General features: G+C 65.6%; 18 protein-coding genes and 1 tRNA gene. 14 read left to right on the top strand and 5 right to left on the bottom strand.

The window, feature by feature from the left end:
• A partial coding sequence (locus tag CQ039_RS15810; protein ID WP_255414162.1) for an ABC transporter transmembrane domain-containing protein occupies nucleotides 1–1,004 on the bottom strand: 1,004 nt, incomplete at its 3' end.
• 218 nt (nucleotides 1,005–1,222) lie between these two features.
• Here CQ039_RS15810 and CQ039_RS15805 point away from each other — a divergent pair.
• The 4 genes from CQ039_RS15805 (at nucleotide 1,223) to CQ039_RS15790 (ending at nucleotide 4,929) form a co-directional block, all read left to right on the top strand.
• Nucleotides 1,223–2,788, top strand: coding sequence for a cytochrome ubiquinol oxidase subunit I (locus CQ039_RS15805; protein WP_105563680.1), 1,566 nt, complete (start codon nucleotides 1,223–1,225; stop codon nucleotides 2,786–2,788).
• Nucleotides 2,789–2,813: 25 nt separating this feature from the next.
• Nucleotides 2,814–3,962, top strand: coding sequence for a cytochrome d ubiquinol oxidase subunit II (gene cydB, locus CQ039_RS15800; RefSeq protein WP_105563601.1), 1,149 nt, complete (start codon nucleotides 2,814–2,816; stop codon nucleotides 3,960–3,962).
• 22 nt (nucleotides 3,963–3,984) lie between these two features.
• Complete coding sequence (cydX, locus tag CQ039_RS15795; protein ID WP_105563602.1) at nucleotides 3,985–4,104, top strand: cytochrome bd-I oxidase subunit CydX; 120 nt, start codon at nucleotides 3,985–3,987, stop codon at nucleotides 4,102–4,104.
• A gap of 168 nt (nucleotides 4,105–4,272) precedes the next feature.
• Entirely contained in the window at nucleotides 4,273–4,929 is a 657-nt protein-coding gene (locus tag CQ039_RS15790) for an OmpW family protein (RefSeq protein ID WP_105563603.1), read from the top strand.
• A 64-nt stretch (nucleotides 4,930–4,993) separates the two neighbouring features.
• On the opposite strand, the gene CQ039_RS15785 is transcribed toward CQ039_RS15790, so the two are convergent.
• On the bottom strand, nucleotides 4,994–5,749 hold the full coding sequence (locus tag CQ039_RS15785; RefSeq protein WP_105563681.1) for a Crp/Fnr family transcriptional regulator: 756 nt from the start codon (nucleotides 5,747–5,749) through the stop codon (nucleotides 4,994–4,996).
• 66 nt (nucleotides 5,750–5,815) lie between these two features.
• Nucleotides 5,816–6,205: a hypothetical protein gene (locus tag CQ039_RS15780; RefSeq protein ID WP_233190230.1), complete on the bottom strand. Its 390-nt coding sequence runs from the start codon at nucleotides 6,203–6,205 to the stop codon at nucleotides 5,816–5,818.
• Between the two features lie 95 nt (nucleotides 6,206–6,300).
• Here CQ039_RS15780 and CQ039_RS15775 point away from each other — a divergent pair, with 95 nt between their 5' ends.
• The 6 genes from CQ039_RS15775 (at nucleotide 6,301) to rplA (ending at nucleotide 9,571) form a co-directional block, all read left to right on the top strand.
• A complete protein-coding gene (locus CQ039_RS15775) occupies nucleotides 6,301–6,837 on the top strand; it encodes a pyridoxamine 5'-phosphate oxidase family protein (RefSeq protein WP_105563604.1) in 537 nt (178 codons plus the stop codon).
• 136 nt (nucleotides 6,838–6,973) lie between these two features.
• Nucleotides 6,974–7,049, top strand: a tRNA-Trp gene (locus CQ039_RS15770).
• Nucleotides 7,050–7,119: 70 nt separating this feature from the next.
• Nucleotides 7,120–7,419, top strand: a complete 300-nt coding sequence (gene secE / locus CQ039_RS15765; protein ID WP_105563605.1) for a preprotein translocase subunit SecE — start codon at nucleotides 7,120–7,122, stop codon at nucleotides 7,417–7,419.
• Nucleotides 7,420–7,432: 13 nt separating this feature from the next.
• Nucleotides 7,433–8,008 carry a transcription termination/antitermination protein NusG gene (nusG, locus tag CQ039_RS15760; protein WP_105563606.1) on the top strand — a complete coding sequence of 192 codons (576 nt, stop codon included), beginning with the start codon at nucleotides 7,433–7,435 and terminating at the stop codon, nucleotides 8,006–8,008.
• Nucleotides 8,009–8,449: 441 nt separating this feature from the next.
• Entirely contained in the window at nucleotides 8,450–8,881 is a 432-nt protein-coding gene (gene rplK, locus CQ039_RS15755; RefSeq protein ID WP_105563607.1) for a 50S ribosomal protein L11, read from the top strand.
• A gap of 3 nt (nucleotides 8,882–8,884) precedes the next feature.
• On the top strand, nucleotides 8,885–9,571 hold the full coding sequence (rplA, locus tag CQ039_RS15750) for a 50S ribosomal protein L1 (protein ID WP_105563608.1): 687 nt from the start codon (nucleotides 8,885–8,887) through the stop codon (nucleotides 9,569–9,571).
• A 104-nt stretch (nucleotides 9,572–9,675) separates the two neighbouring features.
• Here rplA and CQ039_RS15745 read toward each other — a convergent pair whose 3' ends face one another.
• Nucleotides 9,676–10,287: an NAD(P)-dependent oxidoreductase gene (locus tag CQ039_RS15745; RefSeq protein WP_105563609.1), complete on the bottom strand. Its 612-nt coding sequence runs from the start codon at nucleotides 10,285–10,287 to the stop codon at nucleotides 9,676–9,678.
• Nucleotides 10,288–10,342: 55 nt separating this feature from the next.
• Between CQ039_RS15745 and CQ039_RS15740 the strand changes: the two genes are divergently transcribed.
• Nucleotides 10,343–10,759: a helix-turn-helix domain-containing protein gene (locus CQ039_RS15740; protein ID WP_105563610.1), complete on the top strand. Its 417-nt coding sequence runs from the start codon at nucleotides 10,343–10,345 to the stop codon at nucleotides 10,757–10,759.
• On the opposite strand, the gene CQ039_RS15735 is transcribed toward CQ039_RS15740, so the two are convergent.
• Complete coding sequence (locus CQ039_RS15735) at nucleotides 10,756–11,922, bottom strand: aspartyl/asparaginyl beta-hydroxylase domain-containing protein (RefSeq protein WP_233190231.1); 1,167 nt, start codon at nucleotides 11,920–11,922, stop codon at nucleotides 10,756–10,758. The two genes, CQ039_RS15740 and CQ039_RS15735, sit on opposite strands and share 4 nt — an antisense overlap.
• Before the next feature lie 175 nt (nucleotides 11,923–12,097).
• On the opposite strand from CQ039_RS15735, the gene CQ039_RS15730 reads away from it, so the two are divergent.
• Genes CQ039_RS15730 through CQ039_RS15720 form a run of 3 tightly spaced genes read left to right on the top strand, consistent with a single transcriptional unit; the run spans nucleotide 12,098 to nucleotide 14,193 of the window.
• The gene (locus CQ039_RS15730) at nucleotides 12,098–12,754 is read left to right on the top strand and encodes a DUF47 domain-containing protein (RefSeq protein ID WP_105563611.1); all 657 of its coding nucleotides are present in this window, start codon (nucleotides 12,098–12,100) and stop codon (nucleotides 12,752–12,754) included.
• 6 nt (nucleotides 12,755–12,760) lie between these two features.
• Entirely contained in the window at nucleotides 12,761–13,762 is a 1,002-nt protein-coding gene (locus tag CQ039_RS15725) for an inorganic phosphate transporter (protein WP_105563612.1), read from the top strand.
• Nucleotides 13,762–14,193 (top strand): NUDIX hydrolase, encoded by a 432-nt coding sequence (locus CQ039_RS15720; RefSeq protein WP_105563613.1) that lies wholly within the window; start codon nucleotides 13,762–13,764, stop codon nucleotides 14,191–14,193. The genes CQ039_RS15725 and CQ039_RS15720 overlap by 1 nt, the downstream gene beginning before the upstream one ends.
• The last annotated feature ends 175 nt before the right edge of the window (nucleotides 14,194–14,368 follow it).

The raw sequence follows: 14,368 nt of genomic DNA, 5'->3' as shown, positions 1-14,368 counted from the left end.
ACGGGGACCGGGGGGCGGGCGGCGACGGGCGCCGCGTCCTCGGTCAGCCTCTTCAGGCTGGGCACGGCGGCCTCGGCGGCCTGGCGGTCGTGATAGGCGGCAGCCAGGCGGCGCATCGGCGCATAGACCTCGGGCGCCAGGGCCAGCAGGAAGAAGGCGCGGGTCAGGCTCAGTTGCTCGGGCGCGGGGAAGGGCAGCAGCTTCAGCAGATTGAAGCCGCAATAAACGGCGACCAGCGCCACGGCCAATGCCGAGAAGAACTCCAGAATCGCCGAGGACAGGAAGGCGATCTTCAGCACACTGCCGGTGCGTCGCGCCAGATCGTTCGAAGCGCGAGCGATCACCGCCGTCTGCTGCGTCTCGGCCTGGAAGGCGAGAATGGCGGGCAGGGCGCGGATGCGGTCGAGAAAGAGGCCGGACAGCCGTTCCAGCGCCTGAAACTGACGTCGGCTCTCGGCCCCCGCCGCCATGCCGGTCAGGGCCATGCCGATGACGAAGGGCGCGAGGGTGAACAAGAAGATGCCGGCGGTGAAGGGGCTGACCACGGCGGCGACGGCGATCAGCAGCAGGGGGGTGACGGCGGCGGCCATGCGGGCGGGCAGAAAGCGCGAGACGTGTCCGTCCATCGCCTCGACGCCCTCGACGGTCGCGGTCATGGTTTCGGCGTCGGACAGACGGCCGGAGAAGGCGCCGTTCAGGGCCTGACGCCGCAGGTCGCCCTTGACCGCCCGCGCGGCGCGCGCGGCCACAACGGTCGCGACCTGGGTCAGGGCGCCGCGCACCAACAGGGCGGCGATCGCCAAGGCGGCGCCGGGCAGGGCGTGACTGAACCCCTGTGGCAGGGCGCCGACCGCCAGGCCCAGACCCGCCGCGAAACCCACGGCCGGAACCGCGTCGGCGATCACCAGTCCGCTGGCCAGGGCCATGATCCGTTTGCGGGGCGACAGGGCCGTTTTCAACCATTGGGCCGGCGTGGCGTCTGCTTTGATCGGCTGGGCCGTCATCGTCTCTCCTGCTCCGTCCGCGCGAACAGACATAGACCAGCGCGAAGGCGCATTGGGCGAATCGTCCTTGTGACGAAACAGCCTTGGGCGAAACGCCGTCTAGAGCGAGTCGTCCTGTCTGGGCTTTGATCAGGATCAAGGCGCGCCAAAGAGCGTTGCCTTAGGTTATAGTAGAACGCCGGTCGATGGGGGCTGGCGGTCAGGAGCCTGAGCCCATGATCGACCTGGCGGTCGTAGACCTGTCACGCCTTCAGTTCGCACTGACGGCGCTATACCACTTTCTGTTCGTGCCCCTCACGCTGGGCCTCTCCTTCATGCTGGTCATCATGGAGAGTATCTATGTGATGACGCGGCGGCCCATCTGGCGGACCATCACCCGCTTCTGGGGCACGCTGTTCGGCATCAACTTCGTTCTGGGCGTGGCCACGGGCCTGACCATGGAATTCCAGTTCGGCATGAACTGGTCCTACTACTCCCACTATGTCGGGGACATCTTCGGGGCCCCGCTGGCCATCGAGGGCCTGATGGCCTTCTTTATGGAAGCCACCTTCGTCGGCCTGATGTTCTTCGGCTGGGACAAGCTGAAGCCGCACGCCCACCTGTTCGTCACCTTCATGGTCGCCCTGGGCACCAACCTGTCGGCCCTGTGGATCCTGGCCGCCAACGGCTGGATGCAGAACCCGGTCGGCGCCGCCTTCAACCCCGACACCATGCGGATGGAAGTCACCGACTTCATGGCGGTGATCTTCAACCCGGTGGCCCAGGCCAAGTTCGTTCACACCGTTTCGGCGGGCTATGTCTGCGCCGCCGTGGTCGTGCTGGGCGTCTCGGCCTTCTATCTGCTGAAGGGCAAGCACGTCGGCTTCGCCAAGCGGTCGATGACAGTGGCCGCCGCCTTCGGCCTGCTGTCGTCGCTGTCCGTCGTCGTCCTGGGCGATGAGTCGGGCTATGCCCTGACCGACAACCAGAAGATGAAGCTGGCCGCTCTGGAGGCCATGTGGCGCACTGAGCCGGCCCCCGCCGGTCTGACCGCCTTCGGCCTGCCCAGCCTGGAAGACCGCCACACCCATTTCGAGGTCAAGATTCCCTATGTCCTGGGCCTGATCTCGACCCGCAGCATCGACAAGCCGGTGATCGGCATTCTTGAGCTGGTCGCCGTGGCCGAGGACCGCATCGAACGCGGCGTCGTCGCCTATGACGCCCTGGAGAAGGTCAAGGCCGACCACACCGACATGGCCGCCCGCGCCCAGTTCGAGAGCGTGCGCAACGATCTGGGCTACGGCCTGCTGCTGAAGCGCTATGTCGCCGATCCGCGTCTGGCCTCGCCGGATCAGATCAAGCAGGCCGCCTGGGACACGGTGCCCAATGTGCCGCTGATGTTCTGGGTCTTCCGCATCATGGCCGGCATCGGCTTCCTGATGATCGGCCTGTTCGCCACCGCCTTCGTCCTGTGCACCCTGCGCAAGCACGAGACGAAGTGGTTCCTGCGTCTGGCCGTTCTGGCCATTCCCCTGCCGTGGATCGCCATCGAGTCCGGCTGGCTTCTGGCCGAGGTGGGTCGTCAGCCCTGGGCCGTGGAGGGCGTCCTGCCGACCTTCCTCGGCGCCTCGAGCCTCAGCGTGCCGCAACTGTGGACCACGATCATCTGCTTCACCCTGCTCTATGGCGCCCTGGCCGTGGTGGAGGTCAGCCTGATCCTCCGCACGATCAAGAAGGGACCGTTCGCCGAACAGGAAGCCCGCGAAGCCGACGCCAGCACGGAAGGCGAACCGGCGGTCGCCTGACCCCGGTCGTTGAAGGAAAAGAGAGATGGAACTCCCCCTCGACTACACCACGCTCCGCCTGATCTGGTGGGGACTGCTGGGCGTGCTGCTGATCGGCTTCGCCCTGACGGACGGCTTCGATATGGGCGTCGGCGCCCTGCTGCCCTTCGTCGCCAAGACTGACGAAGAGCGCCGCATGGTCATCAACACCGTCGGCGCGACCTGGGAGGGCAACCAGGTCTGGTTCATCGTCGGCGGCGCGGCGATCTTCGCGGCCTGGCCGCAGGTCTACGCCGTTAGCTTCTCGGGCTTCTACCTGGCCATGTTCCTGGTCCTGTCGGCGCTGATCCTGCGGCCTGTATCGTTCAAGTATCGCTCCAAGCGGCCCGAGGCGCGCTGGCGCTCCATGTGGGACTGGGGCCTCTTCGTCGGCAGCTTCGTCCCGGCCCTGGTCTTCGGCGTCGCGGTCGGCAACGTCCTGATGGGCGCGCCCTTCCGTCTGGATGGCGACCTGCGCAGCTTCTACGAAGGCAGCCTGCTGGGCCTGTTCACCCCCTTCACCCTGATCTGCGGCCTGCTGTCAGTATCCATGCTGGTCCTGCACGGCGCGGCCTGGCTGTCGGTCAAGGGCGAGGAAGGCGTAGTGCTGAAACGCGCTCGCGCCATCGGCACCGCCGCCGGTCTGGCCAGTCTGGTCCTGTTCGCTGTCGGCGGCGCCATGGTGGCCTTTGGCGACATGGGCTTCCGCATCACGGGCGCCGTCGACACGGCCGGCGTGTCCAACCCCCTGCGCACGGCGGTCGAGGCCGCGCCTGGCGCCTGGCTGGACAACTATGGCCGCTACCCGTGGATGATCATCGCCCCGATCCTCGGCTTTGCCGGCGCCGCCATCGGTCTGCTGGGCATGTGGCGCAAGTCGGCGGCCCTGGCCTTCGGCGGTTCCTCGGCCTCGGCGGTGGGGATCATCTCGACCGTCGGTCTGTCGATGTTCCCCTTCATCCTGCCCAGCTCGATCAACGCCCAGTCCAGCCTGACGGTGTGGAACGCCTCGTCCAGCCACACCACCCTGTTCATCATGCTGATCGTGGTGGCGGTCTTCCTGCCCTTCGTCCTGCTCTACACCGCCTGGGTCTACAAGGTGCTGTGGGGACGTTCGAGCACGGCGGCGCTCAAGACCAACCCCGACCTCTACTGATCCCGCGAAAGGAGATCATTCCATGTGGTATTTCGCCTGGATCCTGGGCCTCGGCCTGGCCGTAGCCTTCGGCGTCCTGAACGGCCTATGGCACGAGTTCCATCTCTATGACGAAGGGGACGAGGGGCGCTCAGAGCCCTGATCCTCTTCGACGAAATCAGCCTCCTCGATCTCGGTCGTGGAGGCTTTTTCATGCGTATTTTCCATGACTTGAGTTGGATCAAGGTGGGGCAGTGCGCGACGTGGGACGGTGTTTTCGACATCGAAGCCGGGCCTCCCTCGATCCGGCGATTGTCGGGGATTGATACCGATGAAGACCGCCGCCGCCCTTCTCGCCGCCGCCAGCGTCCTGACCCTGGCGGGCGCGGCCTCGGCCCAGAACGCCGCCGCCCCTGAAGCCGTCGGCAAGGGCACGTTGATCGTCACCACCCGCATGACCGGCGTCCTGCCCCAGGCCGACGACGCCATCGTCACCGCCGCCGGCGCCGACAGCGGCCTGAAGGTCGATGTGGGCGACGACTGGATGCCGACCCTCGGCTTCACCTATTTTGTGGCCGACCACTGGGCCGTCGAGGCCATCCTGGGCGCGACCCAGCACGAGGTCCGCGCCAAGGGCGGGGCGACCGATGTGGCCGTGCACGAAACCTGGGTCCTGCCGCCCGTCGTGACCCTGCAATACCGCCCGACGCCGAATGCCACGATCAGCCCTTATGTTGGCGCCGGCGTCAGCTACATGGCCTTCTTCGACGGCCAGGATAAGAACGGCTTCGAGGTCGATCTGGACGATGGCTTCGGCGTCGCCCTGCAGGCCGGGGCCGACTGGAACCTGTCGGGACCGTGGACCCTGAACCTGGACGCCAAGAAGATCTGGTTCGACACGGACGCCACGATCAACGGCGGCGCGCTGAAGAGCAGCGTCAGTCTTGATCCGTGGGTCGTGTCGGTGGGCGTCGGCCGGAAGTTCTGACACTTCCGCGTCGATGCGGGGCGGAGGTGCGGGTCGTCAGCCCGCACCTCCATCGCCCGATATGTCAGCCCGCGCCGTCGCCCAGCGCCTTCAGCGCCTCGGGATCGGGCAGGGCCACCTCGTTGTTGGGCAGCAGCTGGATCAGGCCCGAGGTCTTGAACTGGGTGAAGACCCGGCTGACCGTCTCGATGGTCAGGCCCAGATAGTCGGCGATGTCGAGGCGGGTCATGGGCAGGTGAACCCGGCCTTCGGCGCCCCCCAACTGCACCTGACGCGCCGACAGGCGGGTCAGGAAACTGGCGATGCGCTCGCGCGCCGTCTTGCGGCCCAGCAGCACGATCTGTTCCTGCGCCGCCATCAACTCGTCGCCCGCCATCGCCACCAGCCGGTGCTCCAGCGCTGGAAAGGCGTCCAGCAACTGGTCGAAGTCGCCGCGCCGAAAGCGACAGGCGCTCAACGGCGTCAGGGCCTCGGCGGTGAAGCTGGACGGCCCGCGCCCGCCCAGACCCAGAAAGTCGCCCTGGAACAGGAAGCCGGTGATCTGACGCCGCCCGTCGGGCAGCAGGCGATAGAGCTTCACCGCACCATCGACGACGTTGAAGACGAAGGGATTGGGGTCGCCCTCATGGAACAGGGCCTGACCCGGCTGGGCCGTCACCGTCTCGCTGGCGCAGGCCATGTTCTGCAGTTCATGACCCTTCAGGTCGGCGCAGACGCCCAGGGGCCGCGCCCCGCAGTTGGCGCAGGGGTGGACGTCTTCCAGACGAACCTCGCCAGGATTGGGGGCGGCTTCGGCCAGGGCGGCGTTGCAGGCGGTCATGGTCGGCTCCAGCATTCCGCCGCAGCCTAGCTGAACGGGCATTGCTTTCGAAGTGGGCAGGCTGTCCTAGCCGGCGGCGTCGTCCGCGTAGCGCAGCTTGGCGCCCAGTCGATGAGCCAGGGCGGTCAGCTCGACGGCCAGGCTTTGCCGCACCAGAGGCCGCACGCCCATTTCGCGCACCACGAAGGGGCCGGCCCACAGGGTCTCGCCGTATTCCAGATCGGGTTGCCGCCACCAACTGACGAAGCCCAGGACCCCGCCGCGCTGGCTGCGGGCGCTGAGGATGCCGCGACTGTCCGGGGCGGCGCGCCAGTCGTGCAGAAAGGTTCGCCACTGATCGGCGCCCAGATCGGGCCGCCACATCCGGGCCAGGGCGAACTCGGCCGGGGCCTCCGCCTCGGTCAGGGGAACGACATCCAGGCGCGGCGCGTCTGGCATGAGGCGGGACTGGATCATGCGGCCATTTCGCGCGCCCGAGCTCCAGCCGCCTTGATCTGTGTCAAGGTGAACCGGGCAGGGCCGCCGCAGTTTACCGCAAAGGAGTTCAGGTCATGAGTGCAGAACCAGCATCCGGCGTCATCCCCATCCACGGCGCGGCGGTGGCCGCGATCCTGAAGCTGCTGGACGGCCAGCGGCTGATGACCTTGGCGACCAATCGCGCCGACGGGCGGCCTCAGGCCAGCACCCTGGGCTATCTGAACGATGGCCTGAACCTTTATTTCGTCACGGCCCGCGACAGTGAAAAGCTGCGCAATATCATCGCCGACCCGCGTGTCGGCGTGGCCATTCGCGGCGTGGCCGGGGAGGGGGAGGCGGTCGGCCTCTCCATCGACGGTCGGGCTGAAGAGGTGACGGACGGCGACGAGGTTCAGCGCCTCAATGATCTGATCATCCAGCGCTCGCCCGACATCAGCCCCTGGGCGCCCGGCGGCGACGCGGTGGCCGTGGTGAAGGTGATTCCCGAACAGGTCGAAGCCGTGGCCGTGATCGACGGCCGCAGCCGCGCCCAGACCTTCTCGATCGGCGATCCCGACCATGTCGTGCATGGTGTCAGCTATGAACCCAGCGCCGTGGCGCGCCTGTTCTGAACAAAGCTGCGCATCTATCGACGGTTATCGTGAAACGCCCCTTGAAATGCGATCGGCCGTCAGGCATATGCGCCCCTCTGGCGAGGTTAGCGCCGTCGAGCTTGCTCACGGCGCATTGATCTTTGTCCGGGACACTAGGAGTGTAGCTCAGCTGGTAGAGCATCGGTCTCCAAAACCGAGGGTCGTGGGTTCGAGTCCCTCCGCTCCTGCCATTCCCCCTGTCGCAGTCGCTTGGGAGTTCCCATGTGAGGCGACAGGTTCCAGAGGTTGAAGAGACGTCATATGGCCAAGGCGAAGACCCCCGGCGGTCGCCGCACCGTGGGAAACCAGACCGCAGCCGCCGCATCCGGCGCAGCCACGGTCGCCGTTGACGCACCTGCACCCAAGAAAAAGACGTCGCCTGCCCAGTTCTTCAGCCAGGTTCGCGCTGAAGCTCGCAAGATCGTCTGGCCCAGCCGCAAGGAGACCTGGATCACCTCGGTGATGGTCTTCATCATGGTGCTGATCGCTTCGGCCTTCTTCTGGATCGTCGATACGGGGCTGGGCTTCGCGTCCCGCTTCATTCTCGGCCTCGGCCAATAAAGGAGACGCGCATATGACTGATGCAGCGCCCAAACCGGCGGCCAATCCCCGCCACAAATGGTATATCGTCAACGCCTACTCGAACTTCGAAAAGAAGGTCGCGGAACAACTGCGCGAGCAGGCGAAGCAGCAAGGCCTTGAAGACGCCTTCTCCGAAATCCTGGTTCCGACCGAGGAAGTCGTCGAGATCCGTCGCGGCCGCAAGGTGAACTCGGAACGCAAATTCTTCCCTGGCTACGTGCTGGTGAAGATGGAGATGACCGACAACGCCTATCACCTGGTCAAGAACACGCCGAAGGTCACGGGCTTCCTGGGCGCCGCTGGCGGCACCAAGCCGCTGCCGGTCTCGGAACGTGAAGTTCAGAACATCATCGGCGCCGTGGAAGAGGGCGTCGAGCGTCCGAAGCCCACGATCCGCTTCGACATCGGCGAAACCGTCAAGGTCATCGACGGTCCGTTCGCCAGCTTCGACGGTCAGGTCGAGAGCGTCGACGAAGAGAACGCCCGCCTGCGCGTGGCCGTGTCCATCTTCGGCCGCCCGACCCCGGTGGATCTGGAATACAATCAGGTCGAGAAGACCGGCGGCTGATCGCATCGATCATCGCCTGAACGACGTGCAGCGGCGGCCTTCGGGTCGCCGTTTTGCGTTTGGGGCCTGATCTGCGCGCAGGTGGGACTGCGCCGATGCCCATGATTTACTGCGATTGGCGGCGACAACAGTCGTTTTGCCGGCCTGGGTCACGGTCCGTGCTAGGCTGGGCGATGGCCGGTCGCCTGATTGATCGCTGGCGCGAGCCGAGCAGGATTTCAGACGAATTAGACTCTTTAGACTCTGTTTTTTCCGAACGAGGGGGCGGGGCGTCCGTATCGGACGGCCTCCATTTGCCTTCACGAGGGCGTCCTGCTACATGCGCGCCTCCGCCAGAGGGCTTTCGAGTCGTTTGGCGGCAAATCCGTGGGAGGCAGCCATGCCCGACCACGGCTCACCGGCCCCTTCAGTCTCTGTCGGGGTCATCCATAGGAGAGACCAATGGCCAAGAAGATTCTCGGCTATATCAAACTGCAAGTTGCGGCCGGTTCGGCCACGCCTTCGCCCCCGATCGGCCCGGCACTGGGTCAACGCGGCGTCAACATCATGGGCTTCTGCAAGGAGTTCAACGCACGCACCGAGAAGGTCGCCAAGGGCACCCCGCTGCCGACCGTCATCACGGTCTACCAGGACAAGTCCTTCACCTTCGTCACTAAGACGCCCCCGGCTACCTTCTTCCTGAAGCAGGCCGCTGGCATCAAGTCGGGCGCCAAGCTCGTCGGTCGCGAAATCGCTGGCAAGGTCACGCAGGCGCAAGTCCGCGAGATCGCTGAAGCGAAGATGAAAGACCTGAACGCCAACGACATCGACGCTGCCATGCGCATCATCGAAGGCTCGGCCCGCGCGATCGGCATCGAAGTGGTGGAGGGCTAATCCATGGCTAAGCAAACCAAGGCTCACAAAGCCCGCACCGGCGTCACCCAAGAACTGATCTCGTTCTCGGACGCGATCAAGCTGGTCAAGGACAACGCCAAGGCCAAGTTCGACGAGTCGATGGAAATCGCCGTCAACCTGGGCGTCGACCCGCGTCACGCCGACCAACAGGTCCGCGGCGTGGTCAACCTGCCGTCGGGCACCGGCCGTGACGTTCGCGTCGCCGTCTTCGCCAAGGACGCCAAGGCTGACGAAGCCCGCGCCGCCGGCGCTGAATACGTTGGCGCCGAAGATCTGTACGAGCAGATCAACGGTGGTCTGATGGACTTCGACCGCGTCATCGCCTCGCCCGACATGATGGCCCTGGTTGGCCGTCTGGGTAAGGTGCTGGGCCCGCGCGGCCTGATGCCGAACCCCAAGGTCGGCACCGTGACCCCGAACGTCGCCCAGGCCGTCAAGGACGCCAAGGGCGGCGCTGTGGAGTTCCGCGTCGAGAAGGCCGGTATCGCTCACGGCGGCATCGGCAAGGTCTCCTTCACGCAGGAAGCCCTGGAAGCCAACGTCAAGGCTTACGTGGACGCTCTGAACCGCGCCAAGCCGTCGGGCGCCAAGGGCACCTATGTGAAGCGCATCACCCTGTCCTCGACGATGGGCCCGGGCTTCAAGGTCGATCCGGCTTCGCTGGTCTGATCCTAGCCTCGCGCTAAAATGACGAAGGCCCCGAAGAGCAATCTTCGGGGCCTTCTTTATTGGGGGCCTACCGCGCTGTGGCGCTACTTGAGACCCGCATTGGCTCAGTAGCCGACGGTGAAGCGCTGGCGGCTGTGTTTCGGCGTCTCGATCTCGTCGGCCATGGCGATGGCGTAGTCGGGGAAGGAGATGGCGCTGCGGCCCTCGGCGCTGACCAGCAGGGCGTCGCCGCCGAGGCGGAACTGGCCCGTCCGCTCGCTGCCGTCGAACACGGCGGACGGCGACAGGAAGGTCCAGTCCAGCTCGTCTTCCTCACGCAGGCGGTCCAGGAAGCGCCCGCCCGCCGAGGCCTCGGCCTTGTAGATTTCGGGGAAGTCCGGGGTGTCGATGACCTTCAGGCCCGGCGCGGCCTCCAGGCTGCCGGCCCCGCCGACCACCAGATAGCGCGGCGCGCCCGCCGCCTTGACCGCCGCGATCAGGGTGTCGGGCTTGGTGTCGACGAACATGATGGCGCTGACCACGGCGTCTGCACCCTTGAGAAGGGTGGGGAGGGCAGCGGCGTCGTTCACGTCGCCGGCGACGGCCGTGACGCCTTCGCTGGTCGGGATGCGGGCGGGATTGCGGGCCACGCCCGTCACCTGATGGCCGCGACGGGCCAGTTCCTTGACGATCTCCGATCCAGCGCGGCCGCTGGCGCCGAGGACTGTGACTTTCATGGCGATCTCTCCTGTTGGTTACCAATGGGAACCAGGTGTGCTATGGGAAGCAACCATGCAAGAAGGCACCGAAACCTCATCTGGTCACCCGGCGGAAACTGCATCGACGCTCTGGCGCGGCGACGTCTATGCCGCCAACTGTCCGACGCGTCTGTTGCTCGACCGGATCGCCGACAAGTGGACCGTTCTGCTTCTGACCACGCTGGCGGACGGCCCGATGCGCTTCAACGCCCTGAAGCGCCGCATCGAGGGGGTGTCGCAGAAGATGCTGAGCCAGACCCTGCGCCAGATGGAGCGAGACGGCCTGGCGACGCGCTCGGTCGAGGCCACGGTGCCGGTCTCCGTCACCTATGCGATCACCCCGCTAGGGCAGACCCTGGTCCAGGCCTTGCAGCCGGTCATCGACTGGGCCGAGACGCGGATGCCGGAGGTGGAACTGGCCCAGGCCGCGTATGATCGACGGGCGGTCTAGGCGGCCTGGAAGTCGCGCTGGGCCTTCATCATCTCCGTGATCAGCAGCTTTTCCTTGTCATCCAGATAGGGGTTCCAAACATCGAAGATCAGGATGACGCGCAGGTCGTCTGCGTCGTTCCAGGCTTCATGCTCGATGGTGTCGTCGAACACCCAGGCCTTGCCCATCTCCCAAGGTCGGGTCGTGTTGCCGACCCGGAAACGGGCCGGACCGGGCAGGATGATCGGCAGGTGGGCCAGCAGACGGACGTTTGATGAGCCGGTGTGGGCTGGGATGTGGGTGTGCGGTTGAAGGGCCGAGAACATGGCTGTCGGCGCAAATCCGTCCTGGTCGGCCATCGGCAGGCTTTCCAGCAAGGCGGCGGTGCGCGGGCAGCGGGCGCAGACGGCGTCCTGGCGGCGGCCATCCTTCCAGAGGAAAAGCGAACTCCATTTCCGGGAGTGGTTCAACTCTCCCCACTGATTGACCGGGGCGCCCTTCGGGTAGGCGATATAGGGCGAGAACTCGTCCATGGCCGTGTCGAGCAAACCCGCGAGTTCTTCCTGAATGACCGGCGTGGCCTCCTCCAGCCGGGACAGCCAGGGAAACAGACTGCGATCGTAAAAGGGAATCACGGGAAGGCGAGGGTAGTTCAGCAGCAGCGGTTGCTGTTTCGGCGGCTGGATAAGACCAGCATAAATTTCAAGACCTTCGTCAAACCGATCTAACGCTGCTTCGCCCACATCGGCCCGCAATCCCGCTAGGCGTTGGCGCATGAAGTCGCCCAGGGCGCGCGCATGCTCGTCGATCATGCGCGCGGCATAGTCCATTTGCGCCACGACGGCGGGCGGGCAGGCTGAGCGCGGCGGAGCGATCTTCAATGCATTGCGATAGACGTCCACCGCCGCCTTGGGCTGGTTGATCTTCTCCAGCATGGCCCCTTTGGCCAGCAAGGCGGTGAAGTCATAGGGTTTCATGTCCAGCGCTTCGTCCAGCACGACGAGCGAGGCATGGAAGTCGCCCAAAAGGCGAAGCGCGACGGCCCTGTTCAGTGTGGCGTTGTGAGTTCGTCCCAACGCGTCTGCCTGGTCCAGCAGGGCCAGGGCCTGATGCGCGTCGCGCCGCGCCAGCGCCTGGCTGGCCTGAATCAGGAACTGCTCCTGTGCTGGACTGTGATCGGGCATGCGCACTCCCCAATGCGAACACAAGTATGAACTCGATGTAATGTTGCACCGCGGTCGACGGCGTCAACGGCGATTGTGGGAAACCATGATTTCCGTATGCGGACGACTTGACGGCAGGGGGGTAATTCCGGTCTTGGGGCGCTGTCGCCCTGCGCGGCCCTTTCGGAGACGACTGATGCTGAGCTGGTTCCAGGCGCTGTTGCCCAAGGAAGACAACTTCTTCCGCCTGTTTGACGCCCACGCCGCCACCCTGGTGAAGGGCGCTGAGGCCCTGCGCGGCATGCTGAACGGCGGGGAGGCCACGCCCGACTGGTGCCAGAAGATCGTCGATCACGAGCATGAGGCCGACGAGGTCGCCCGCGAGGTCCTATTCGCCGTGCGCCGCAGCTTCATCACGCCGTTTGACCGCTCGGACATTCGCGGCCTGACCAACTCGCTGGACGACACCATCGACCAGATGCAGAAGACGGCCAAGGTCGTCACCCTGTATGAGATGCGCGATTTTGCTCCCAAGATGCGCGAACTGGCGGACATCGCCGTCCAATGCGGCGCCCTGACGGCCGAGGCGGTGTCCCTGCTGCCGGCCATGCGCAAGAACCACGATCGCCTGAACGAGCTCACCGAACAGATCGCCCGCCTGGAGAGCCAGAGCGACACCCTCTACGACGAGGGCATGAAGGCCCTCTATGAGTTGCACCGCCACGACATGACCGGCGGCAATACGCTGTGGTTCATCATCGGCGGCGAGGTCTATGATCATCTGGAGAAGGTGATCGACCGTTTCGAAGATGTGGCGAACCGCATCAATGGCGTCCTGGTCGAGCACCTGTAGGGTCCGATGGATCACGCCCTCCTGATTCTGGTCTTCCTGATCGGCGTCGCCCTGCTGTTCGACTTTCTGAACGGCCTGCACGACGCCGCCAACTCCATCGCCACCATCGTCGCGACGCGGGTCTTGCCGCCGATCTATGCGGTCGGCTGGGCGGCTTTCTTCAACTTCATCGCCTTCCTCTTCTTCGGTCTGCACGTGGCCGACACGATCGGGCGGGGGATCATCTCGCCCGATGTGATCTCGGATCAGGTGATCTTCGGCGCCCTGATGGGGGCCATCAGTTGGAATGTCATCACCTGGATCGCGGGCATCCCCTCGTCCAGTTCGCACGCCTTGGTCGGCGGACTGCTGGGGGCGGGCATCGCCAAGGCCGGGACCAGCGCCGTCGTGATCGCCGGGGTGCTGAAGACGGTCGGGGCCATCTTCATGTCGCCGGCCATCGGCTTCCTGCTGGCGCTGCTGTTGGTGTTGATCGTGTCCTGGCTGTTCGCCAAGGCCAATCCCGCCTTCGCGGACCGGATCTTCCGGGGGCTGCAGTTCGTCTCGGCCTCGGCCTATTCCCTGGGCCACGGCGGCAATGACGCGCAGAAGACCATGGGGATCATCGCCATCCTGCTGTACTCGCGCGGCATGTTGGGCGGCGAGTTCCACGTGCCCTTCTGGGTGGTCATCACCTGCCAGGCGGCCATTGCGCTCGGCACCCTGTTCGGCGGCTGGAAGATCGTCCACACCATGGGCTCGCGCATCACGCGGCTTAGCCCGCAGCAGGGCTTCTGCGCTGAAACGGGCGGGGCCATCACCCTGTTCGCCGCGACCAGCATGGGCATCCCGGTCTCGACTACCCACACCATCACCGGCGCCATCATCGGCGTGGGCGCGGCCAAGCGCGTCTCGGCCGTTCGCTGGAGCGTGGCGCGCAGCATCGTCACCGCCTGGTTCATCACCATGCCGGCGGCGGCAGCCATCGGCGCGATCTTCTACTTTGTCGGCGGCCTGTTCCTGACCTGATGACTGCTCCGGCCCGAACAGAGACCTCGGAGAACCGTCAGGTCGCGGCCCTGCCGTGGCGGACGGGCGAGAATGGCCTGGAGGTGATGATGATCACCTCGCGCGAGACGCGTCGCTGGGTCATCCCCAAGGGCGGCCGCATGGTCGGCAAGACCGATCCCCAGGCGGCGGCCCAGGAGGCCTATGAGGAGGCGGGCGTGCAGGGCGAGACCCTGGGAGCGCCCATCGGCCATTTCCGCTATGGCAAGCGGCTGAAGACGGGCGCTGTTCAGGCCTGCGTCGTCGCCGTCTATCCGCTCGAGGTCCTGATCCAGTTGGGCGCCTGGCCTGAAGATCAGCAGCGCCAGCGTCGCTGGATGCCACAGGCCGAGGCGGCCGAGGCGGTGGACGAGGCCGATCTGGCCCAACTGATCCGGGATTTTCGTCCATAATCCTGGCGGCGCCGTTGATTTCGCCCTCAGGCCGTGTATAGAGCGCGGCTTCTCGTCATGGCTTTGGCCGTGGCGGAGCCTGTCCGAGAACTTCGGGACGTGGGGGCCACCCGCGTCATAATCGTCCAGAGAGCCCTCTGGCGCCGTGGGGAGATGGGGATGCAAAGACCTTTTG

It is taken from the genome of Brevundimonas sp. MYb52, assembly GCF_002979535.1.
GTDB lineage: Bacteria > Pseudomonadota > Alphaproteobacteria > Caulobacterales > Caulobacteraceae > Brevundimonas.
This window is presented reverse-complemented; position numbering and strand designations above follow the sequence as displayed.